The sequence below is a fragment of the Verrucomicrobiota bacterium genome, from assembly GCA_019247695.1.
Taxonomy (GTDB): domain Bacteria; phylum Verrucomicrobiota; class Verrucomicrobiia; order Chthoniobacterales; family JAFAMB01; genus JAFBAP01.
In genome coordinates this window covers 1-23,120 of sequence record JAFBAP010000166.1, presented here as the reverse complement: position 1 = coordinate 23,120, position 23,120 = coordinate 1, and the positions used below count along the sequence as shown (strand labels likewise).

General features: G+C 60.7%; 13 protein-coding genes. 2 read left to right on the top strand and 11 right to left on the bottom strand.

The genetic code is table 11. The features are described from left to right. The first annotated feature begins 426 nt into the window (after positions 1 to 426). A complete protein-coding gene (locus tag JO015_20135; GenBank protein ID MBW0001411.1) occupies positions 427 to 2,280 on the top strand; it encodes a response regulator in 1,854 nt (617 codons plus the stop codon). 136 nt (positions 2,281 to 2,416) lie between these two features. Here JO015_20135 and JO015_20130 read toward each other — a convergent pair whose 3' ends face one another. The 5 genes from JO015_20130 to JO015_20110 form a co-directional block, all read right to left on the bottom strand. Beyond that, complete coding sequence (locus JO015_20130) at positions 2,417 to 5,587, bottom strand: AAA family ATPase (GenBank protein MBW0001410.1); 3,171 nt, start codon at positions 5,585 to 5,587, stop codon at positions 2,417 to 2,419. Between the two features lie 2 nt (positions 5,588 to 5,589). Further along, on the bottom strand, positions 5,590 to 7,044 hold the full coding sequence (locus JO015_20125) for a toll/interleukin-1 receptor domain-containing protein (GenBank protein MBW0001409.1): 1,455 nt from the start codon (positions 7,042 to 7,044) through the stop codon (positions 5,590 to 5,592). A gap of 377 nt (positions 7,045 to 7,421) precedes the next feature. Then, a complete protein-coding gene (locus JO015_20120; protein MBW0001408.1) occupies positions 7,422 to 8,927 on the bottom strand; it encodes a sugar ABC transporter ATP-binding protein in 1,506 nt (501 codons plus the stop codon). Positions 8,928 to 8,941: 14 nt separating this feature from the next. Next, positions 8,942 to 9,889 (bottom strand): sugar-binding protein, encoded by a 948-nt coding sequence (locus JO015_20115; GenBank protein ID MBW0001407.1) that lies wholly within the window; start codon positions 9,887 to 9,889, stop codon positions 8,942 to 8,944. Between the two features lie 96 nt (positions 9,890 to 9,985). Next, a complete protein-coding gene (locus tag JO015_20110) occupies positions 9,986 to 10,981 on the bottom strand; it encodes an ABC transporter permease (protein MBW0001406.1) in 996 nt (331 codons plus the stop codon). Positions 10,982 to 11,437: 456 nt separating this feature from the next. On the opposite strand from JO015_20110, the gene JO015_20105 reads away from it, so the two are divergent. Continuing rightward, positions 11,438 to 11,848: a VOC family protein gene (locus JO015_20105; protein ID MBW0001405.1), complete on the top strand. Its 411-nt coding sequence runs from the start codon at positions 11,438 to 11,440 to the stop codon at positions 11,846 to 11,848. Here the strand turns inward: JO015_20105 and JO015_20100 are convergent. From JO015_20100 to gltB, 6 genes are all read right to left on the bottom strand, one after another. Then, positions 11,845 to 12,480, bottom strand: a complete 636-nt coding sequence (locus tag JO015_20100; GenBank protein MBW0001404.1) for a response regulator transcription factor — start codon at positions 12,478 to 12,480, stop codon at positions 11,845 to 11,847. The genes JO015_20105 and JO015_20100 overlap by 4 nt on opposite strands. A gap of 126 nt (positions 12,481 to 12,606) precedes the next feature. Beyond that, a complete protein-coding gene (locus JO015_20095; protein MBW0001403.1) occupies positions 12,607 to 15,582 on the bottom strand; it encodes a PAS domain S-box protein in 2,976 nt (991 codons plus the stop codon). A gap of 460 nt (positions 15,583 to 16,042) precedes the next feature. Further along, complete coding sequence (locus tag JO015_20090) at positions 16,043 to 18,217, bottom strand: amylo-alpha-1,6-glucosidase (protein ID MBW0001402.1); 2,175 nt, start codon at positions 18,215 to 18,217, stop codon at positions 16,043 to 16,045. Positions 18,218 to 18,501: 284 nt separating this feature from the next. Further along, on the bottom strand, positions 18,502 to 19,062 hold the full coding sequence (locus JO015_20085; protein MBW0001401.1) for a Uma2 family endonuclease: 561 nt from the start codon (positions 19,060 to 19,062) through the stop codon (positions 18,502 to 18,504). Between the two features lie 33 nt (positions 19,063 to 19,095). Further along, positions 19,096 to 19,509, bottom strand: a complete 414-nt coding sequence (locus tag JO015_20080) for an ACT domain-containing protein (protein MBW0001400.1) — start codon at positions 19,507 to 19,509, stop codon at positions 19,096 to 19,098. Positions 19,510 to 19,512: 3 nt separating this feature from the next. Next, positions 19,513 to 23,120 (bottom strand): glutamate synthase large subunit (gltB, locus tag JO015_20075; protein ID MBW0001399.1); only part of this gene is annotated, 3,608 nt, incomplete at its 5' end.

Sequence of the window (23,120 nt, the reverse complement as noted above, 5' to 3'; positions counted from 1 at the left end):
GGGTTGAGGAAAACTAACGTTATGCGTTAGGTTAAACGGCCCGGAGCCTGCCAGAATCGATAACGCGACCACCTTACCAAATTGCCGAGAATTTGAGATGCATACACAGGATGTTAGTGAAACGCGCCCGGCTGGGCCCTGTCCTGTTAACTCACAGTTTTTTCGGCTCAACCTTAAACTTAATGTTCGAAGTGACGTTAAGAGTTCAACAATCCTTCGCTGTCCGTGTTTTCAGTTTTCCCAGTTCATATTCGGTGCCGGCACATTGACAAGGACATTGGCGAATTGTGTGCCGATGCGCGCGACAACGACAGGAATGAGAACCGCGCGATTGCGGCGCGACCGGGCACACGGAGGGTGGAGGCGTACACAGCCCCGGTTTACGGATGCAGCCGGCCCTGAGGCAAAGGTCCGCCTATCGTGACGATGAGCCTTTCGAAGACTTTTCGCCTTGCAGGGCTACGCATCGGCTCGCGCGATGACTCTGCCCCGATTGACTCGCTCGTTCGAGCCGAGGAGCGGCAGATCCGGATTGGAACCGACCAAAGCTTTTATTGGTTGTTCCTGCTCCAGTGGGCGGGTGGCATCGTCCTTTATTGCGTGGCCGCGCGGTTGGGGTGGCACATTGACCGCACATCCATCGAAGGACAACCGATCTCCGTGATTGGATTGGGCGGGCTGATCATCAGCGTTCCTTTGCTCCTCATCCGCCTCATGCCGGGCCACTGGCTGACGCGACACGCCGTTGCCGTCAGCCAGATGCTTTCGGGAGCGTTATTGATTCACTTGAGCGGAGGCCGGCTGGAATCCCACTTCCATGTGTTTGGCTCGCTTGCATTCCTGTCATTTTACCGTGACTGGCGGGTGCTGATGACGGCGACTATCGTGTTCGGGCTGCATCACTGGCTTGGCGCCATGGTCTGGCCGCAGTCGACGCTCGGTATTGGTACCGAGAGTTTGGCGCGGGTCATGGAGCACGTGGCCTGGGTTCTGTTTGAAGATGCTTTCCTTTGGTGGTCGATCGTGTTTAATCGCCGCGAAAGCCGGCGGAAGACCCGCGTCATCATGCTGCGTCAGGCAGCCCTCAAGCGGGCCAAAGAAGCCGCCGAAGCGGCGACCCGTGCCAAAAGTGCATTCCTGGCAAACATGAGCCACGAGATCCGTACGCCCATGAGCGGCGTGATCGGCATGGCTGACCTGCTGCTCGACACCGAGTTGAACGAGGAACAGCGCGAGTTTGCTGAAATGATCCGGTCCAGCGCCGAGTCGTTGCTGACCCTCATCAACGACATCCTGGACTTCTCGAAGGTTGAGGCCGGCAAGTTGCGTTTCGAAGAGCTCGATTTCGATCTGCGCGAGACTATTGAGGGCACCCTGGAGATCCTGGCCGGTGCGGCGCACGCAAAAGGGTTGGAACTTGCGGGCGCGGTGGAGCCGGGGACGCCCACCCAACTGCGTGGTGACCCGGGGCGGCTCCGGCAGGTGCTGATCAATCTGGTCGGCAACGCCGTCAAATTCACCTCCGCCGGTGAGGTAACTCTGGCGGTGTCACGCGAGCAGGAGAGCGAGACCGGCGTACAACTGCGGTTCGAGGTACGAGACACCGGCATCGGGGTCGCGCCCGGAGTTAAGGACCGATTGTTCCAGGCCTTTGTGCAGGCCGACGACTCTACTACCCGCCAGTACGGAGGCACCGGGCTTGGCCTGGCCATCTGCCGTCAATTGGTGGAGCGTATGGGGGGCCGCATCGGGGTGGAAAGCAGGTTGGGGGAGGGTTCGCTGTTTTGGTTTACCATCCGATTATCCAAACAGCCCGGCGCCCAACCCGTGCTTGGCCCGAGCCGCTGCCTGGCGGGCTTGCGCGTGCTGGTGGTAGACGATCACCAAACCAGCGGCCGCTTTCTCCTTCGCCAATTGGCGTCGTGGCAAATGCGGCCGGGCTACGCCCCGACGAGCACCGGAGCGTTGGCCGAACTGCGCGAAGCAGCGGCGAAGAATGATCCCTACCGGTTGGCGATCCTTGACCTGGACCTGCCGGAAATGGATGGCCTGGCATTGGCAAGCCAGATCCGCGCGGACCCCTTACTGGCTTCCGTGAGCCCGGTGCTGCTGGCGCCCTTCGGCAAAACACGACCGGTCAACGAACTTAAGGCGTCCGGAATCTCGGCGTGCCGCTCCAAGCCGGTTTGTTATTCCACGCTGCCGGATTGCCTGAGTGAGGTCGTAACGGTTAATGAGGAAATGGGACGAATGCCACAAGCCGAAAAATGCCACAAATGAAGAGGGGCAGAAGGCAGCCTCTATCCACAAGCCGGGCGTGGTCTGCCATACCCACCGTGTAACTACGAAAGAGGGAGGGACGTCTCAAGCGTCCACGGCCGGCATCAATGAAAAAAGGCGTGTGATGCCCGTGAGCTCATTCCGGGAAAAAATGTTTCCAGACCTTGTCGTATGGAGCATCAAAGCGGCCGGATGCAGCCGGCGCGGTCTGTTTGAACACGTCTGAGAGCACGACTGCATCGTCATCATCCTCCCACGTCTGCGGAATACCGCTCACCGCTCGCGCCAGGCTTGCCAGCCATGCAGGCGCCGGTCTACCGTCGGCTTGAAACGCTCCAGCCGGTTCCCGTTTTATCCTCATACTTACATCCCAGATTTGCACCGTGTCCGGCGCCAGCCAGTTGGAGCCGGAAAGCGTCATCAGCTTGGAGCCGGCTGGATTAAACGTTGCGGTCGCCGTGGTTCCCCGGAAGCAGATCGGCTCGGCAAGGGTGCTTTCTGAACTCCAGCTATCGGGGTAGTTGAGAGACACCCTCTGGTATAAAGACGCCGCGATCAACTGTCTTCCGCTGACGATCGGCCCGGCCACGAGTTTAAGAAACTGGTCCTTGGGCGCCACCGTTTCTCCACGTTCGATGCGGTTCGCAGGCACGTTGAGGCATTGCATCTGGACGTCATTCGATGGACCAGCCGTAATTACCAGCATTTCTTCTTTCGTTCTCCCGAATGCCAGTGACCGGATTCGGCGGTCCGGGAAGTTATAGACCGAATGGGCTGCGGGATCGTCGGGAAGTTGTTCGAATGAGCTATCTTTCCAGGTCCACAATCGGACGCTCCCATCGTTCCCGTTGGTAGATGCCGTGGCGATCAGGTTGGAATATGGGTCAAAAGCGGCAGCTGCCACTTGAAGCTCACCGAAGGGTTTATCCACCCTGATGTAGATGGTTCCATCGAAATAAAAAGCGAGACAGGGCCCGGCAGCATCCCATCGAACCGGGACCACCGTGATGACTTGCTGGTCAGCACTCCAGCTGACCGTGTTGTAAATTGAAAGGCTGTTGACCTCGACCGCCGTGACATTCCGGAATGTACCGTTTGCGTATTTCCAAAACTGCACGCTTTTCTGCGTTCCGGATCGTGGGCAGATCAACACGAGTGCACGCCCGTCCGGGCTGAACGAGGCAGAGATCAGGCTGACTTTTTTGCCGCCGGCCTGGTCTGCCAGGGATTGTCGCTGCACCAACGCAGCGCCCTGGTCATCTGACTGCAACAACCAACCGTCCTGGCTGACCGCGAGTACTCGGTTGTCAGGTCCCTGCGGATCGAATGTTGCGCTCAGGATGGGGCTGTCGGAATTGTAGCGCAGAGGAGGCGTCAGCGGTGGGCACCAGGTCCGGTTCAGCAGCAAGGTGCACGTCTGTTCTGCGGCGGTGACGTTGTGTTGATCGCGGTCCAGCGCTCGTGATAGCTGCGCCAAGGCAAGGGCTCCGGCCCGCGGATTGTTTTTCTCGTTTAACAGGCCTTTCGCGTTTCCGAAGAGGATCTCGCTCTGGCGCCTGGCGGCGTCGCCGATCTCCTGCAACTGTTTATTTGCGTTCAGGAGCGCCGTTTGAGTTTCTATCGTGACGCGTTGCTCGTGCGCCAATTGCCGGAGGAAAATCACTTGTTGAACGCCATAGAGGACCAATGCGACCACGACACCGGCGGCTAACGCGGCGCCGGTCATCCGGCGGTATCTTTGGCGTTTTTGGCTCTCTTCGAGGAATCGCATTGCCAGGTCGAAGTCGCCCCCGTATCTGGCGGCCCACCTGGCAGACGGCCTCGTATTCTGCCTCCAGGCGAGCGCAATTCGGAGATTGGTGCCATCAAACAGGTCACCCTTTTTGTCCTGCCAGCGCCTCGCGGCTTTTAAGAGCCACGCGTAGTCGGAGGCGGACCTGGTTTCAGCTTTGATCCATTTTTTGAGTCTGGCCCAGTTTCGAATCAGGCTTTCGTGGCTGATATCGAGGGTGCTGTCGGCAGTCAGATCCGGGTCACTGGAGGAATAGGTGATAAAATTTCGACCCTCCTTACAGAACGCCGAGGCGACGTGCAGGATCGCTGGGGTCGAGACGCCGACGATTGCGGCGGCTTCGTCGACCTGGATCGGATTCCGTACCATCAAGCCCTCCCCGGTTCGACGACAGAGCAACAGGAACAGTTGTTGCGTTACGCGCTGGTATAATTCCCCATGAACGGGGTCGGAGCCGAGTTCTGCGTAAGCTTCGTCGGCGTGCCGGGACAGCGCTTCCTGGAGTCCGCCGGCGTTTTCGTAGTCCTGGATTTCAAGTCGAACTTCCCGGCGGACCGCCGCTGATGTCTGCTCCGAGCGTGCTTTGGCGTTTTGCCACGTACGGAGCAAGGCGTGCTGCATCAGCGGCAGCGAATCCGGGTCAGCTCCGACGTCGTTTAGAAGCCGGTTTATGAGTGCGGTGTGAGCAACCGCTCCAAACAGCTCGAGGGGGCGGACAATGGCGTCCTTGAGTTGCTCACGAGTCATGCGGGGAGTGAGAAACTGGCTCTGGCTGACCGCTTCCGGCAGACCGAGGAACGCGTCGCAGTGGCCGAGGAATTCGGATCGCATGGTTAAGACGATAAAGATCGAGTTTTTGGGTGTTAAACCCGATGTCTTTCCGGCGATCCGGGGCGACCCTGAAATGCCCGCGCAACCGCCTTGCTGCCGGTCCACGGTTTCCAGGAGTAAATTCACGAATGCATTCGCCGCATTGCGCTGTTCATAGGCTTCGTGCGTCTGAATGGCGTCCTGGCTGTGGTTACGAGCGACGTTTCGGAAGCGAAACAGTTCCTCGAACTGATCGACGAGCACCAGCACATTACTATCCGGCGGTAAACCCGCCTCGTTAATGATGCGGATCAAGCCGGTGTTGCTGCTTGAGAGCCTCGCTTCGATGCGGGCCTGCCGCTCGTTGGGATCGCTCAGATGATCGGCCGGCAACGCATCACTTAGGGCTTTTGCAAGCTCGCGGTAGGGATTGCCGCCCGGCCTTAACGTGATCATCGTCCATTCGGAATCGATCCCGAATAGAAGGCCTTCCTGTAACGCCGGCAGCAGGCCGGCGCGCACCAAGGATGATTTGCCGCATCCACTGGCTCCTACCACCGTCAGCAACCGGCACGTTTCAAGCCGCTGCAACATGTCACTAACCTGCTCATGGCGGCCAAAGAAGATTGCGTTTTCGTGCGCCTTGAAGGGGCGCAGTCCAGGAAAAGGCGAGGTGATGGGTGATGCGGCAGACAGGACGTTCACCGTTACACCTTTCTCCCGGCGACCTGGCGGACGAAGTCTCGCAGTCGCTCCTCTTCACGAAAGTCGATCACGCCGAAGCGCGCCGGTCGCGGCTCCAGCGGGGGTTTGTCTGCCGGAGGCCCAACGTAAAGCGCACAAACCGGAACTTTTTGCTTTAACAGTAAAGCGACGCTGCGCCCCTCCTTCACCTGACGGCGGACCCACGTATCCCCACACGAGCCGTAGACGATCATCAATCCGTGGCAAGGATTGTTTCTGGCGACGTCGAAAAGTGAACTCCGCTCGCCAACCACATCGGCATAGAGGCTGCTGCGCAGGTCCATCGCGATGCACAAGTCCTCGAGCCGAGTCCCCACTTCTTCAGCCATTTTGTTGTCGGGGTTCGCCGCGTTGACTAGAACGGTGATGCCTTCCCTTTCAATGGTCCCGGGGCGGCGACTGTCTATCTCGCGCAATTTGTCACCCAGAATCACTTTAAACTCCTCCAGGTCACACCGGGTAACGTCATCTGCAAAGACAAATTCACGATGCACCGCGTCCTCCACGTCATCGCTGAGCAGGTCGGGTCGCCGCCATCGTACTACGTCGGCACCCTTGATGGTACGGGCCTGGTGCAATTGCCAATGTTCGTAGCCGTCAGGGAACTGTTCCGTCGGCTCGTACCGGAACGCTCCGACGATTTGAATGAACAACGTGGACCCGGAAAGGAGCCGGCGGACCTCCTCGTCATACCCCGGCGGCGCATGATAGAAGGTTCCGGCAGGCACGACCTGGAAACCTTTGTCTTCCAAGTGGCGTTTCAAGGCGTTGCGATCCCGTTGGAGGTCCGGCGTGCAGTTGGCCAGGAAGATCATGGGGCGTTCCTGCTCCTCTCCCGAACTAATCACCGCACGCTCTTGTTCATCCACCTGCGGCGCCGTGAGCCCGAGCAACCGGGTCACCAATCCGGGTCGATCCTCGTCGCCCACCAGTTCCAGCATGGAAAGTGCATAGTCCGATTCCAGTTCCGGGAACTCACGGGAACCGTACGTCAGGGTAACCTTCCGGGTAGGATGCACCTTGAAGAAATCATAGAGATGGCAATCCTGTAACACCTTCGGAAGCCGGTTTTGTTTGACGTCCTCAATCCTCACCAGAACGATGCGTTCTTGCGCGTTCGAGGGCCCGCCGGCGGCCTCGACGAACCGCGCCAGTTCCTCCTGGCACCACGGGCGCTCGAGCCATCGATTCGACAGGACAATCAGCAGGATCGCACTGGAAGAGAGCGCCGCCTGAAGGTCAGGTCTCAGCGGCCCGACCCCGAGTTCGCCCGCGTCGAAGAAAACCTGGGCAGTTCCACCGGGCAGTTTCTCGTTCAGTTTACCTTCGAGTTTCTGCTTGAAAGATGAAACCCACCCGGTGAGCGTATCACTGACGTGTGCGTAGCTGATGAAGACGTGATATTTATAAGACGTCATAGCTTAAAGGCCAAACGCAGTCAGCACCGGCTGATCTGAAAGTCGTTCAGGTTCATGGCCGTTAAATCCTCCAGGCTCAGAAGGGGAGCATATTTTATAAAACCCAGGAATAACCCTATGGGGTAAGAAGCCGGCGGGCACGGCGATTTGGCGGCCACGGCGACAGAGTTCACACGGCGCCACGGCGGAACACGGCGACCACGGAGGAAAGATTAAATTATCCGCAGAACACGCAGAAGAACGCAGAAAAGAGGAAACATCCACAGATTACACGGATTGACACAGATTAAGAGGACTTGGCGGCAACTCTAAGGTTGACACTCGCACCCAACCCCCATGCTGCCGCTCCGAACCCCGAACCCCGAACCCGTTACCCGTTACCCGGAGGGGACATTGTCGGTGCCGAGTGCGGCCAGGTGCATGATCTTTTCTTCGGTGGCGTCGGCCCGGGTTAACTCGCCGGTGATTCTGCCCTGGCGCATGACGACGATCCGGTCCGCGAGGGCGAGGACTTCGGGCAGATCGCTGGAGATCATCAGGATGGGCACCCCGGCGCGAGCGAGTTCATCAAAGAGGGTGTAGATTTCCGCCTTGGTGCCGACGTCGACCCCTCGGGTAGGTTCGTCCACGATGAGGCATTTCGGCTGCACGGCCAGCCACTTGGCGATCATCACCTTCTGCTGATTGCCACCGCTCAGCAGCCCGGTCCTTTGCTCATGGCTGGGTGTACGGATGTTAAGCCGCGAGACGAATTGCCGGATCAGGGTACGTTCGGCCCCGCGGTTAACAAAGAAGCCGCGCGCAACCCTGGGCAGCGCAGCCATGGAAATGTTAGTTCCCACGCTGGCGCCGAGCACGAGGCCGGCAGTCTTGCGGTCTTCAGGCGCGAGGGCGATGCCGGCCCGCATGGCGTCTTGCGCCCGGCGGATTCGAACGGGGCGATCCTGGACGCGAATCTCTCCGGCATCGGGTGCGGGACAGCCGAACACCCCGAGCGCCACTTCGCTGCGGCCGGCGCCGACGAGCCCGGCCAGGGCCACGATTTCGCCCCGGTGGATCTTGAAGCTCACATTGCTGTACTGGCGGCGTTTTGTCAGCCCCCTGACCTCAAACATAACTTCCGGGCTCGGCGCCGGGTCCTGGCGATGAAACGCGAGCAACTCGCGTCCTACCATCAGGCTAACCACCTCGGCCTCACTGGTGGAGGTCATCGGTTTGGTCCGGACGTGTTTGCCGTCCCGCAGCACCGTCACGACGTCGCAGTTGGCAAACACTTCCGGGAACCGGTGAGAGATGTAGAGCATCGTCACCCCGTGAGCTTTCAAGTCGGCGATGACTCGAAACAGAATCCGCGAGTCAGCTTCCGAGAGGCTGGAAGTCGGTTCGTCAAAGATGAGCAGACGCGGGTTGCGAACCAGGCTTTTGCAGATTTCGACGAGCTGCTGTTGGGCCACGGTCAGATGACCGACGATCGTGTCCGGATCGAAGTGGATGCCGAGCGTATGGAGAATGGCGCTCGTCTTCGCCCGCAGCGTTTTGCGATCGACGAACGCCCCCGCCGCCCTCGGCTCGAGGCCGAGGAACACGTTCTCCGCAATCGAGAGGTTAGGGGAGAGGTTCAGTTCCTGGTAGACGATTGCGATCCCGACCGCTTGAGCTTCGGCCGGGCTCGCGAAGCGAACCTCGCGACCGTCAAACTCGATCGTGCCTGAATCCGGGCGTTGCGCGCCGGCGATGATCTGCATCAACGTGCTCTTGCCGGCGCCGTTCTCACCCATGATGGCATGAATGCTCCCTTGCTCGACGTCAAAGCTGACGTCCTGCAGGGCGCGCACGCCCGGATAGGTCTTGGTGATCCCTCGAATCTTTAGGATCGCAGCCATGAGCAGCTAGGGGGTCATTTCAAGAACTGGTCGACGTTACCGGCGTCGACCACGTCAACCCCCGTATTGACGTTCTCCCCCGTTTTGCCGTTCGCGATGTCGTTGAGCACGTCCATGCTCTTGACTCCCATGGCGTAGGGCCGCTGGCCGATCAGGGCGCTGCAGTTGCCGTCTTTCAGAAGCTTGAGCTCTTCGGGTAAGGTATCAAAGGAGACCACCACAAATTTGTTCGTCTTGATGTCGGCGGCGCGTTTTCCGATCGCCTTGACGTAGGCTTCCGGCGCGCCGAACAACGGCCAGCCGCCGGAAAAGAAAAAGCCGTCCAGGTTCGGGTACCGGGTCAGGACATCCTGCACGATCTGAACCCCGCGCACGGCGTCATCTTCGCAGGGGAAAGGTGAACCGGAAATTTCCGTGTAGTCGCTTCCGTTGACGACTTCCTTGAACCCTTTGATGCGTTCATTCAGGTTCGCCGCCGCCAAGCCACCGGTGAGAATGGCGTATTTACCTTTGGGAAGAAGTTTCTTGAAGGCTTTCCCGGCTTCCCGGCCGGCCTGCAGGTTGTCCGTCCCCACGTAGCAGATCCGCTGGGAGTTAGGAGAGTCGGAATCGAACGTAATGACGGGAATGTTCTTCTTGCGGGCCTCCGCGATTACGCCGATGACGGAATCGGCGTTCATCGGAGCGATCGCCAACCCGTTCACCCCGCGAGCAACCACGTCTCTCAATATTTCGACCTGCTCGGCTTCATCAGCGGTGTTCGGCCCGGTGTACAATACCTGGATGCCGAGCTTTTTGGCTTCTTCCTTGCACCCTTTTTCGACGTCAGCATAGAACGGCACGCTGATGGATTTGGGAACCAGAGCGAACGTTTTCGGTTTGTCTGCCGCGTTTGCTACGGTCATGATTGCGGCCGCGCTGACCAGCAGGAGGCAGCCCAGGGGGAGTTTAGTGCATTTCATTTGGATGTTTGTTGTTCCAGGGGTTAGTTATTAGATTGAACGGGTGAGTTAACAGGTAGATAGGAAAAAACAATTCGGCTGCGTCGTCCTGGCCGGCTAATCTCTGCCGACGGATTTGCGGAACCGGTCGAGCGAGACCGCGATCACGATGATTGCCCCGACGAACACGCCCTGCCAGTAGGGATCGATCCCGAAGAGGAGCAACCCGTTTCGCAGGACTTCCAGCATCACGGTACCGATGAGCACGCCGAAGATCGTGCCTTCACCGCCCGAAAGGTTAACGCCGCCGATGACGGTGGCGGCGATAACGCTGAGTTCCTGGCCGGTCGCAAGGCTTGCCGTGACGCTCGATAGGTAGCTGGCCTGCACGATGCCGGCAATCCCGGCGCAAAGGGCCGAGATGATGTAAACGCTGACTTTGAGCCGGCGCACGTTCAACCCGGTAAGCCGGGCTGCCTTTTCATTCCCGCCGACGGCGTAAACGCGGCGGCCCCACACGGTTCGTGACAGGACGATCCAGAAGATAATCGCCAGCAACACGAACAGGATAAACGGGTTGGGCACACCCCCGATGTCGCCTCCGCCGATCCAGTAGAATGCCTGCTTCTGAGGCCCGAAATTTGAGATCGGCCGGCCGTGGGTGATGATCAGGGCGAGGCTGCGCGCGATGGAAAGCGAGGCCAGCGTCGGCACAAACGGGGACATGTTCAACCGGGTGACGCAAAGGCCGTTGAACAACCCGACCGCAGCCGCCGCCAACAGGCCGACCGGAATGGCCGGGGCAATCAACCAGCCCTGGGACATCAGCGAAGCCGTGAGCACCGCCGTCATTCCCCAGACGGAGCCCACGGAGAGATCAATGCCCCCGGTCAGGATAACCAGGGTCATGCCCAGGGCAACGATCCCTACGAACGAAAAGTTGCGGGTGATGTTAACGAGGTTTCCCCATTGCCCGAACTGCGGAATGGCGACGGTAAGCACCAGTAGCATGGCGATTAATGCCGCCAGGCTGCCGACCTCCCTGATGGCCAGGATGCGCGACCAGGTCGACGGACGAACTTTCCGGTCGGGGGATGCGACCTCGGGATTCATGGGGGCGTTCATTTTTGGAAGTGCGTCCGGCGCATTGCCTGGTTGGCGCCGCGGCTCCGGACATGCACGGGGGGGAACGGGCCTGTCATTGCTGATCGTGCTACTTAGCCCTTTTCAGGGAAGGAACCAAGCAGCAATTCGGGGTTCGGTCACACGGCGGCCACAGCGTAAGAGTTCACACGGCGAACACGGCTAGCCACGGCGAACACGGCGGAAAGAGGAGGAGTTCGGAGTTCGGAGCGGCAGCATGGGCGCCGCCTGTCGGTGTCAAGTCCCGCAGCTGGGATTCCTTTTCTGCGTGTTCTGCGTGTTCTGCGGATGATTCGGTCTTCCCACCGTGCTCCGCCGGACGATCGGACCCGCTGATATGACGCCTCCGAACTCCGAACTCCGAACCCCGAAATTTTTCTGCTGCGCCCGCCAGACCGCCGCGAACCGCACCGACGATTAGCCCTTATGAACCCCTCCGTTATCAATCACATCGCCCTGAATTGCCGTAACCTGGCGGCGCAGGAGGCGTTTTTCTGCAAGCATTTCGGCTTTGAGCGGTCGCGAACCTTCAAGGCCGGTCAGCCGGATGAATTCATTATGTTAAAGCTCGGTTCGGTTCGGCTGGAAATGTTTCCGACCGATCCGGCGAAGACCGGGGGAGTTAACGGCGGCGAACAGGCCATCGGTTTCAGGCACCTGGCGTTCGACGTCCCGGACCTCGACTCGGCGATTGCGGCGCTGCGGGCGGATGGCATCGAACCTGACGCGATCATCAATCAGGATCATGTGGTTCCCGGGTTCCGAATCGTGTTTTTCCGGGATCGCGAGGGAAACATCCTCGAGTTGATGCAAGGCTACCGGGACGAAACACCCTAACCGTGAGCCGCCGGGGAACTGAGCACTTCCAACGCCCGCAAGCTGGCGGCGGTCCGGGTTTCAACCCCGAGGGTTTCGAAGATTTCCAGGACGTGCTTTTTAACGGTCGACTCGCTGTTGCCCAGGATGGTGGCGATCTCGCCGTTGGTTTTGCCTTGCGCAAGCCACAGCAGCGTTTCGGCGACCCGCGGGGTCAGTCCCAGCCCTTTTTCCAGGGGTGCGGCCGAATCGAAGTTCGGCTTAAAGGCTGGGGTGGCTTGCTGGGCCGCACGCTCAAGACGCGAGCGAATGGCGCCGAGCAGGTCCGCTTTGGCCACCGGTTTGGTCAGGTAATCGTCCGCACCCAGGTTCATGCCGGTGCGGATGTCGGGTTTCTCGCCTTTGGCGGTAAGGAAGATGAACGGGATACCGGCGGTGGCGCCGTCGGCCCGCAGGGCGGCGATGACGCCGTAGCCGTCCAGTTCCGGCATCATCACGTCGCACAGGATCAAGTCGGGCTTTTCTTTTTTTGCCAACTGCACGCCCACGCGGCCGTTCTCGGCGCCTAAGGGGTGAAATTTCTCCAGCCGCAGTACCGTCGTCAGGTTACGGCGCATTTCCGGTTCGTCTTCAATGACTAAGATCTTTTTCATATCTGTTGCATGCGGGTGGGGGGCTCAGGAGGGACAGGGCGGCTCGGTTCGGCGCCGGGACAGCCTGGAACGTTTGCAGCGGCGTGGCGTCGGGGCTCCCGGGAAACGCAGAAGACGCCTGCGGGTTCAGCATACCGGCAGCCATACCGTCACCGCGGTGCCTTTACCCAACTTGCTTCGCACCTCAATTTTACCGCCGTGCAGGTCGACGCACCGCTTGACGATCACCAAGCCCAGACCCGTGCCGGGCCGGCCTCCCACGTTCTGGCCGCGATGGAAGGCGCTGAAGAGCCATTCCCGGTCGACTTCGGCAATCCCGATGCCCCGGTCCCGAATGGTGCAAACGAGCTCCGGGCCTGCGCGCCGGATCTCCAAGCGCACCGGTTGGCCAGGGTCCGAATACTTCACCGCGTTGGTAAGCAGGTTGGTGAAGATGTGGTCCAGGAGCCGTTCGTCGGCCTGAACTTCGGCCGGTGCCCCGGCCAGCGACCAGCCGATCGAGCAGCGCCGTTGGGTGGCCGAACCCACTTCGTTCACCAGCTTGGAAATGAAAGACGACAGATCGAGCCGGTCCGGTTTGCATTCCGTTTTGCCGGCTTCCAGGCTGCCGATGAGCAGCACCTCCTCCATCAGCCCGGCCATGCGGCGGGTGTTTTTGCGGATGGACTGCAGGTGTTCCTGGCGTTCGGCCGGTTCCAACGCCTCGAAATAATCCTCCAGGATTTCGGCCGAGGACTGGATGATGCCCAGCGGCGTGCGGAACTCGTGCGACACCATCGAGACGAAGTTGCTGCGCAAGTGGCCCAACTCCTTTTCCCGGGCCAGGGTTCGCAGCAGTTCGGCTTCAGCCTGCTTGCGTTCGGTGATGTCGAGGCCGAACACGAGGATGTGCGGTTCGCGGTTGATTTCGATGATGTCGGCCGATTGCAGCAGGGTGTGGACCGTGCCGCGCCGGCTGCGGAGACGGCACTCGACCTCGCGCAGCGAACCCCGCCGCCGGAGGTCGCCCAGGAACTTGTCGCGATCGGCCACGTCCACCCAGATGTCCAATTCGCGGGAGTCGTGCCCCAGCAATTGCTCCCGTTCCAGGCCGAACCACCGCACAAAGGCGTCATTGGCCTCCACAAACCGGGCGTCGCTGAGCCGAAGGATGGTAATGTTCAGCGGGCTGGCGCGAAAGGCCGTGCTGAAGCGCGCCTCACTTTCGCGCAGCCGCGCTTCGCTTTCGCGCAGTTCGGCTTCAGCCCGCTTGCGCTCGGTGATGTCGTTGCAGACGGCCTGCAACAGTTGCCGGTCACCCAACCGGATGCGCGTCAGGAACACCTCCAGGGGCAGTTCAGTGCCGTCGCGGCGCAGCATCAGCCATTCGAAACGCGCGGACCCGTGGGCCAGCGCGGTGGCGATGTGTTGGGCGGCCAGGACCTCGGCGCGCGCACCGCCCGGCTGAATGGGCGCGGAAAGGTCGGCGGGGTGTTTGCCGATCACCTCCTGCAGCCCGGGGTAATCCAACAGGCGCCACCAGCTCGGGTTAGCCTCCAGAATGCCCGTTTCATCGTGCAACAGTACCGCCTGGCTGGTGCCCTCAAACAAGGCCCGGAACTTCGCCTCGCTCTCGCGCAAGAGCCGTTCGGCCCGGACCCGCTGGCATTCTTGTAACGCCAGCGCCACCATGGCCGCAACCGCGGAGGCAAAGTCGACCTCTTCGGCCGGCCAGTCCCGCACCGGGCCGGTGTGCTCGTGGCAGAGCACCCCGACGACCTGACCGCCCACCCAGACGGGTGCGTCCAGCATTGACGAAATACCAAGGGGTTTGAGGTACCCATCGGCCAGCCCGCTCGTTGCCGGGTGGGTCAGGACGCGGTCCGCCACGATGGGCCGTTTGGCCCCTAACGCCTCAAAGTAGGCCGGGCACTGAGACGCATGCAGCCGGATGCCTTTGGCCTGCAGATCGCAGCCCTCGATCTCACGCCGGTAAAGGCTTTGGCAAACGATCACCGAGCCATTCTCCTCCAGTGACCAATAGCTGACGCGCGCCACCTCCAGGGTCGCGGCCGAAACCGCGCAAACTGTCTGTAACGCCTGGTCGAGATCGGATTTGTCGGCTTGGGCCAGTTCCAGCAGCACGTCGCGGTGTCTCTGCACGTGGTTGCTGCGTTTGCGCAGGCGTTCTTCGGCCTGCTTGAGTTGTTCGTTGGAACGCAGCAGTGCGCCGGTCCGCTCAGTCACCCGTTTCTCCAGTGAGGCGTTTAACTGCCGGATCTGGCTTTCGGCCCGCTTATGCTCGGAAATATCGCGGTACACGATCGAAAGCAGGGTGCGTTCACCGAAGGGCAGCGCCGTCATGACGATGTCGAGTACAAGCTCGGTGCCGTCCCAGCAACGCGTCGACCAGTCAAAGCGGTGGCTGCCCTGGGCCAGCGTCAGGGTTACCATCGCTTGGGCCTTTTCGCGGGAGCATCGCCCATCGGGCTGCCGCTCCGGCCACCGGTCTGAGGGCGAGGCGTTCGCCACAGCCTCAGGGCCGGGTGCCCGAAACAGCCGTGCAACTGCGTCGTTCACCTCGACGTACCGGAGGGTTTTCGGGTCCAGAAGGGTCATGGCGTCGGCGCTGCGCTCAAAGAGCGAGCGGAAACGCGCCTCGCTCTCCAGGAGCGCTGCCTCGGCTCGGTTCCGCTCGGTGATGTCGCGCCCCACCAGCACAAACAACGGTTGGCCGCCCCGCTCGATCGCCGTGGCCGTCACTTCCAGCGGTACCTGGGTGCCGTCGAACCGTTGTGCCGTCCACGCGAAGCGCAAGTTACCATTCTTAAGGATTTCGGCCACGTGGCGGGCCGCCGCTTCCTTGGTTGGCGTGCCGTCCGGCTGCACGGAAGGGGAGAAGTCGATGCATCGCATACCGACAAGATCAGCCCTGCTCTTGCCGCGCATCAACGCGACGGTCGCCTGGTTACAGTCGACGATGATGGCCGTGGCCGGGTCAAACAACCAGATGGCGTCGGCCGTGCGCTCAAAGAGCAGATCAAACATGGCCTCATTGTCGCCCGGCGGGTTGCCTTTGGCATTGGTACTTTCGTTCCGCCCGATGAAGTTCGACGCTTTCATCCCGGAGTAACAGACAGGTATTGCGCACCCTTATACCATTTCGACGGGCCATGGAGGAAAATTTTGTCTTCCTTCCCAGGTGCCCCGCGAGCGTTACACCTGTTGAACCGTGTAGATGGTCCAGGCCCAACGGGCCGATAGACGGTTTGATGGCCTGAAGGGCCAAAAGAACTTAGCCCCGGGTTTACCCTGGGAAGGCGTTTCCCCCGGCCCAGCCCTCCTAAAGCGTCACGCCGGTACGCCCTCCCTAACAAACGCCCGCCCCGCCGGGTTGGATTTGCTGAAGGGCCGTCAGAAGGTGTCGCTCGCATTTTCTGCCGCCCTTTCGGGGCTCAAAACCTGCCCCGTCTGCTTTCGCGGGTTGTCGAGGCCAAACCTACGTTGCACCAAGCATTGAACTGCCGGGCTACTCTCCGGGGCGAAGACCAGCTTCACCAAACCAAAGTGAAAACCGGTGTGATCACTTTATACTAACAATCTCGACGTGGCCGAGGCGCTCCGCGATGTTGACGCTCACGCTGTAATCGTGACGCACGAAGCGGAGCTTCACGACCGCATCGTTTACCCGCAGGTTGCGGATCTCGATTTCCTGGATTGATTCCGGCAGGCTCGGGCGGACCAGGTAGATCCGTGACTCGGGCGCTTTGACGGTCAGCCCCAGGCAACTCCGGAGAATGAGGAAGACCGCGCCGGACGCCCAGGCCTGAGGTGAACAAGCCACCGGGTAGTTTGTAGGCGCTTTGCCGGGGCGGCGTTCAAATCCGCAGAAAAGCTCCGGCAAGCGGTGCAGGTCGAAGATGATCGACGCATCGAACAAGCCGGTCAGGAGCCGGGTGGCCAACCCCTTATCCGCGACCTGCGACAGGCCGTAGGCGATGAGCGAATTGTCGTGGGGCCAGACCGACCCGTTGTGGTATGACATCGGGTTATACCGTTCCTCCGAAGTCGCGAGCGTGCGGATGCCCCAGCCGGAGAACAGCGCCGGCGAACCAAGGACAGAAACGATTTTACGTTCCTGTTCCGGGGTGGCAATTCCCGTGAAAAGCACGTGACCGGTATTTGAAGTTCGGACGCGGCAAGGGCGCTTATCTCCATCCAAAGCCAGGGCGAAGCAGCCGAGGTCTTCGCACCAGAACGCGCGGCTGAAATTGGACTTGAGGCTCTCGGCGGCGGTTTCGAGTTGGCCGGACAGTTCGTCCCGGCCGCGAAGCCGCGCCAGTTCAGCCAGTCCACGTTTTGCCGCATAGACGTACGCCTGCACCTCGCAGAGCGCAATCGGGCCGGGGGCAAGCGAACCGTCGGCATGGAAAACGGAATCGTACGAGTCCTTCCATCCCTGTTGGATGAGCCCCTGGGGGTTAGCCCGGCCGTACTCGACGAACCCGTCCTGGTCGCGGTCGCCATATTTATCGATCCATTGCAGGGCCATTTCCAGGTTGGGCCAAAGCTCGTCAATCAACGCGCGGTCAGCCGTGCGCTCGAAGTAGGCGTGCGCGAGGATCAGAAACAGCGGCGTCGCATCGATGCTGCCGTAATATTTCCGGAACGGCACTTCCCCGGTGGCGGCCATTTCGCTTTGCCGCATTTCGTGAAAGATCTTGCCGGGTTCGGCGTCGGCCGCCGGGCCGACTTCGGTGGCTTGGTTGGCCGCGAGGAAACGCAAAACTCCCCTGGCGACCGTCGGGTCCACCCAAAGGTATTGCAGGGCGGTGATGATGCCGTCGCGCCCGAACGGGGTACTGTACCAAGGGACGCCGGCGTAGGGATACGGTCCATGCGGGGTTGGCGAGATTAACGTCCGCAGGTCTGCCTGCGAGCGGTTAAGCCAGTCATTAAACTGCTCGTTAGAGGTGTAGATGTTGCAGCCGGCCTGGTTCCGCTGGCGCGCCGAAGTGACCTCCGCCAGGGCGCCTTCATAGTCGATCTTCGCCGGCTCCGCCTTGTGGCCATTTCCGGTCTGCAAAAAACGCGCAAGCATTTCAACGATGAACTCCTGCTTCGGCCGCAGGTGCACGTGGAACCGCAGGCCGGAAGGCAAAACCTGGGCGGGGGCCGGCCGGGTCCGGATAATCGTACTGCGACGGATACCGTCGGCTCCCTCATAGCGGAAGGTGATGCCGTTTTCACCGGGTTCGGGAGGCAGCAACGTTCCCTTTTTGGTGCGGGCCATGCCGCGCACCTCAAAGATGTCCCGGAAGTCAGCGTCCAGATCGAGGGTGAGGATGAAATCAACCGGGTGGGCACTGAAGTTTCGAAGGGCGATGCGTTCGTGGCAATTCTCCGTGCCTAAGAAGATGTTGCGGGACACGTGAATGGCGCCGCCCGCAACCGATTGCCCGTCCTCAAATTTCTGGTCTGAGTTTGTGAGGTCAACGGCAAGCACGATGTTGTCCTCACGAACGTTTGAACTCAACAGGAGCGGCCGTACGTCTTCGAGGCGCAGGACCAGACGCGAGATGTGCCGGGCCTCGCGGCAGAATACGCCGAATTGTCCCGAGCCGATCGACAGGCAGTCACCGAACCGGTCGAATACCGCGAAGGTATCGCCGTTAAGGAGCACACGGGTCCGGTCATCGGCGAGGGAGGACTGGGCGCGAACGTAATACTGGTTATCGACTTCGATGACGTCTTTCATGGTCGTTGTCGCGAAGGAACGCCAGGTAATCACGGGGTTCGTCGTTAGGCCGGAACGCGCTCGTGGGCAGGTGGTGGTAGACGGTGCCGATTCAGTTCACCCAAGGGATCGGCGCCCTTTGAGAGTTGGAGATGGAGAACAGGGGCATGTGCGTGTAGTCACGGAAAAGGCTTCGGCGGCACGCTCTCGAACAGGGGGGCGATCTGGGCGATTCTCATCGGCAACCAACCCGGATTTTAGACGGGCCAGCTGCCGATGCCCAGCGGTTTCGGAAAACGCGGCGTTTAAAAAAGGTTATCGAGGTTGACGATGACGTCAGGAAATTCGCGCGGAGCGATGGCGCCCCGCGTATGGGCGGTTACCTGGAAACGGTCGCCTTTGGGCTCGTGCACAAGAACCGCCTTTTGCCTGCCATCAACCACCCAGTATTCGCGGATCCCGCCGCGTTCGTACACCTGCTTTTTCTTCCCGGTATCGTACCGGAGGGTCGTCTCGGAAACCTCAATCACGAGGTGGATGTTTTCAGGGGTTGGATGCGTTCGCACCCCGGGCCGGTAAAGGGTAAGATCCGGCTGCGGTTCGCTGAAATCAGGGATCCTGATCGGACCGTTCGCCCGTATAACGTACCGGCTTTTTCGCTGATCGCCGAAAATTCCGATTAACGTGTCCAGGATGTTCTCGTGCCGGTCACCAATCGGAGCCATTTTCAGGATGCAACCGTCGAGAAGTTCAACCCGTTCTTTCCAGGCAAGAATCCCGGCTTCCGCCATCCTGTAGTACTCGGCGATCGTGAACTTCCGGAGCCCAACTTCGGGTTCGGCCGGTTCGACGGCGAGCGTTTTCATAATCGAGAAGCCGACTGGCCGGTCGTTGGTCGGTCAAGGCCCGACCGGGGACTCTTTGGCTGAGAGGACGCCCAACGCCTTATTGATGTCGTTCACCCGCAGGACCAGCGTACCGATTTCGCAATGGGGCCCGCTGGCCAGGTAGGCGTACTCGATATTCACGTCGCAGGAAGCCAGTTTTTTGGCGACCCGGGAAAGTGACCCCGGTTTGTTGTCGTGCTCGATCAGGATAACATCACTCTCGACGACCAGGGTACCGTGGTCTTCGAAAATCGCCAATGCCTTGTGCGGATCGCTGACCACCATTCGAACCACCGAGTGGTCCACGGTGTCCGAGATGGTTAGCGCAAAGATGTTAATGTCTTCCGCCGCAAGCGCGTCGCAGACGGCTGCCAACGTTCCGGGTCTATTTTCCAGGAACAACGCAAGCTGAATGGCTTTCTCCATAGGTCAATTCTTGGTTGTTGCTACTTCTTGAGCGGGCGCGAGCGACAGAGCCGGCGCCTTGGTGACTGGCTGAAGCGGACGGACCTTCCAGAAGTTCGACTGGAAGTTGTTCCAATCCGAGAGGATGTCCCGGGCGCGCCGGCTTTCGGTCTTTTCCAGGTGCGTGTAGATCAATTCTTTCAACAGGACGATGTCTGCATCCTCCGTGAGCCGTTCGGCGACCACGAGTTCACGGTTCAGGTTGCGGCCGAAGGCGTCGTCCAAGTCCAGCACGAACGCCGTTCCGCCCGTCATGCCCGCGCCGAAGTTCTTTCCCGTGCGGCCCAGCACGACGACTTTGCCGCCCGTCATGTACTCGCAGCAGTGGTCGCCTGTGCCTTCAATCACGGCAACCGCGCCGGAGTTGCGCACCGCAAAGCGTTCGCCGGCTCGTCCTGCGGCGAAAAACCGGCCTCCGGTCGCGCCATAAAGGCATGTGTTACCGACGATCGAGTTCTCGTGGGCAACAAAAGGGTGGGTCGCCACCGGCCGGATGCTGATTTCGCCGCCGCTCATGCCTTTGCCGACGTAATCGTTGGCCTCGCCCACGAGGGCAACCTTCACCCCGGGGCTCAAAAATGCCCCCAGGCTTTGGCCCGCGCTCCCTTGCAGGTTCAGTTCGATCGTGCCTTCGCCGAGGCCTTGCTCTCCCCAAAGGTAAGCGATCTCGCCGGAGAGCTTCGTGCCGACGGCGCGATTGGTGTTTTTTACCCGATAAGAGAGGGAGAGGGGCAACTGGTCATTGACCGCCTCGCGCGCGTCCTGAAGGATGGAATCGTCGAGCCGGCGCCCGCCCGGCGGATCGTTCCGGTCCCAGGTGTTGTAGCGCGGCTGCGAATCGTCGCCGCGGGAGACATTGACCAGCAGGCGGCCGAGGTTGAGCTTGTTGGCTTTGGGGTGACCCGGAACGGTACGCTGGCGGAGCCATTCAACCCGGCCGACCAGTTCGTTGAAGGTCGCCACGCCGAGGTCCGCCATCATCCGGCGCACCTCCTGCGCCACGCCGTTGAAGAAGTTAACGATGTATTCCGGTTTACCCTTGAACTTGCCCCTGAGCCGTTCGTCCTGAGTCGCCACGCCGACCGGGCAGGTGTTCAGGTGGCATTGCCGGACGTAGACGCACCCGGCTGCGATCAAGGCGATCGTGCCGAAGTTAAACTCCTCGGCGCCGAGTAGGGCGGCGTAGACAATGTCCAACCCGGTCTTCATGCCGCCGTCCGCCCGCAGCACGACGCGGTTGCGGAGACCGTTCAGCATCAGGACCTGATGCGTTTCGGCCACGCCGAGTTCCCAGGCGCTGCCGGCGTTCTTGATCGAGCTGAGTGGCGAAGCGCCGGTGCCGCCCTCATGGCCGCTGATCAGGATGATGTCCGCGTGCGCCTTCGCCACGCCCGCGGCAATCGTCCCCACGCCGGCTTCCGCCACGAGCTTCACGCAGACCTTGGCGCGCGGGTTGACCTGTTTGAGATCGTAGATCAGCTGGGCGAGATCCTCGATGCTGTAGATATCGTGGTGGGGCGGCGGCGAGATCAGCGTCACGCCGGGGGTGCTCTTTCGCAGGCGGGCAATCAACTCCGTGACTTTATGTCCCGGCAATTGGCCGCCTTCGCCCGGCTTGGCGCCCTGGGCCATCTTGATTTCTATCTCTTTGGCGGTCGCCAGGTAGGCCGCGGTCACCCCGAAACGGCCTTGCGCCACTTGTTTGATCGCGCTGTTAGGCCAGTCCCCGTTGCGGCGCCGGTGAAAACGCTCGGGGTCTTCGCCGCCTTCGCCGGAGTTCGACTTGCCCCCGATCTGGTTCATGGCGATGGCCAGGCACTCGTGCGCTTCGGGACTGAGTGCGCCCAGGGACATGCCGGCCGTGGTGAACCGGCGCCGGATTTCCTCAATCGGTTCCACTTCCTCCAGCGGAATCGGCGTCCGCCCGGTGCGATCAATCTCAAACAGGTCGCGCAGACAGGTCGGGCGCACGGCCTTGAGGGCTTCGACGTAGGCTTGGTAATCCTCCGGTTTGTTCGTCTTGACGAAGCTGTGGAAATTTTTGATCACCGGCGGGGTGATCGCGTGCATTTCGCCCTGGCGCCGGAAACGGTAGTAGCCGGGGTCAGTCAGGCTGGGGGCTTTTGCTTCGGCCGGAACCGCGCTTGCGAAAGCCTGCTGGTGTCGCGTCAAAACTTCCTGCGCGATTTCCTGAAAACCGATCCCCTCGATTTTTGACGGCGTGCCGGCAAAACATTTTTCGATCAGTTCGGAACCGATCCCGATGGCCTCAAAGATCTCGGCGCCCCGGTAGCTGTCGATGACCGAGATGCCCATCTTGGACATGATCTTCAGCAACCCTTTTTCGAGCGCCGCCTTATAGTTGCGAACCGCTTTTTCGTAAGGGACGGCGAGCTTGTCATCTTTTTCGACCAACTCGCGGATCGTCTCGTAGGCTAGGGTGGGGCAAACCGCGCTCGCGCCGTAGCCGATGAGGCAGGCGACCTGATGAACGTCGCGGGCTTCCCCGGTCTCGGCGATCAAACTGCAGCGCATGCGCTTGCCCGCACGGGTTAGGTGGTGGTGCACCGCCCCGACGGCAAGCAGCATCGGGATCGCCGCCTGTTGGTGGTCAACGCCTTCATCCGACAACACCAGCAGCCGCGTGGAATCGTCCATGGCCTTTTCGGCGTCCGCGCAGAGGCGGTTGACAGCCTTTTCCAAGCCTGGCGGTCCTTCCGCAACCGGCCAGAGGATCGACAGCGTGCGTGCCTGATGCTCCGGGCCGGGCACCTGACGTAACGCGGTTAATTCGTGCGGAAGCAGTACCGGCGACTCCGAGTGGACAAGCTTGGCGTGTTCCGGCGTTTCCGCGAGAAGGTTGCGGCGCCAGCCCATAATGGTCGCCAGCGACATGACCAGCTTTTCCCGGAGGGGATCGATCGGCGGATTGGTGACCTGCGCGAAAAGCTGCTTGAAATAGTTGAACATCAACTGCGGCTTGTCAGAGAGACAGGCAAGCGGTGTGTCGGTACCCATGGAACCGACCGCCTCCTCGCCAGCGGCAGCCATGGGCGAGATCAGCAGGCGAATGTCTTCGTCCGTGTAGCCGAAGCATCGCTGCCGGGTCAGCACCGTGTCGTGGTCGGAACCTTGTACGCGCGCTGGCTCGGGCAAAGCTTCAATCGTGATTTGGTTCTCTTTAAGCCACTCGCCATAAGGCTGTCGCGACGCAAGTTCGTGCTTGATCTCCTCGTCAGGTACCAGGCGGCCTTGCTCTAGATCTACCAGCAGCATCTTGCCAGGCTGCAATCGGCCTTTGTACTCGATCTCGCCGGGCGCAAAGGGGAGCACGCCCGTTTCCGACGCCATCACCAGCAGACCGTCTTTGGTGACCAGATACCGTGCTGGCCGGAGCCCATTGCGATCGAGCGTCGCCCCGATCACTCGACCGTCGGTGAACGCTACCGCTGCGGGACCGTCCCAGGGCTCCATCAGCGAAGCGTGATATTCGTAAAACGCGCGCTTCTCCGGCGGCATCGTGACATCCGCATCCCAGGCTTCCGGAATTAGCATCGCCATTACGTGCGGCA

Excerpts from the sequence above, each read along its gene's own strand:
- JO015_20135 (MBW0001411.1), top strand. The coding sequence starts at position 427 with ATGAGCCTTTCGAAGACTTTTCGCCTTGCAGGGCTACGCATCGGCTCG.
- JO015_20125 (MBW0001409.1), bottom strand. The coding sequence starts at position 7,044 with ATGACGTCTTATAAATATCACGTCTTCATCAGCTACGCACACGTCAGT.
- JO015_20120 (MBW0001408.1), bottom strand. The coding sequence starts at position 8,927 with ATGGCTGCGATCCTAAAGATTCGAGGGATCACCAAGACCTATCCGGGC.
- JO015_20115 (MBW0001407.1), bottom strand. The coding sequence starts at position 9,889 with ATGAAATGCACTAAACTCCCCCTGGGCTGCCTCCTGCTGGTCAGCGCG.
- JO015_20110 (MBW0001406.1), bottom strand. The coding sequence starts at position 10,981 with ATGAATCCCGAGGTCGCATCCCCCGACCGGAAAGTTCGTCCGTCGACC.
- JO015_20105 (MBW0001405.1), top strand. The coding sequence starts at position 11,438 with ATGAACCCCTCCGTTATCAATCACATCGCCCTGAATTGCCGTAACCTG.
- JO015_20100 (MBW0001404.1), bottom strand. The coding sequence starts at position 12,480 with ATGAAAAAGATCTTAGTCATTGAAGACGAACCGGAAATGCGCCGTAAC.
- JO015_20095 (MBW0001403.1), bottom strand. The coding sequence starts at position 15,582 with ATGAAAGCGTCGAACTTCATCGGGCGGAACGAAAGTACCAATGCCAAA.
- JO015_20090 (MBW0001402.1), bottom strand. The coding sequence starts at position 18,217 with ATGAAAGACGTCATCGAAGTCGATAACCAGTATTACGTTCGCGCCCAG.
- JO015_20085 (MBW0001401.1), bottom strand. The coding sequence starts at position 19,062 with ATGAAAACGCTCGCCGTCGAACCGGCCGAACCCGAAGTTGGGCTCCGG.
- JO015_20080 (MBW0001400.1), bottom strand. The coding sequence starts at position 19,509 with ATGGAGAAAGCCATTCAGCTTGCGTTGTTCCTGGAAAATAGACCCGGA.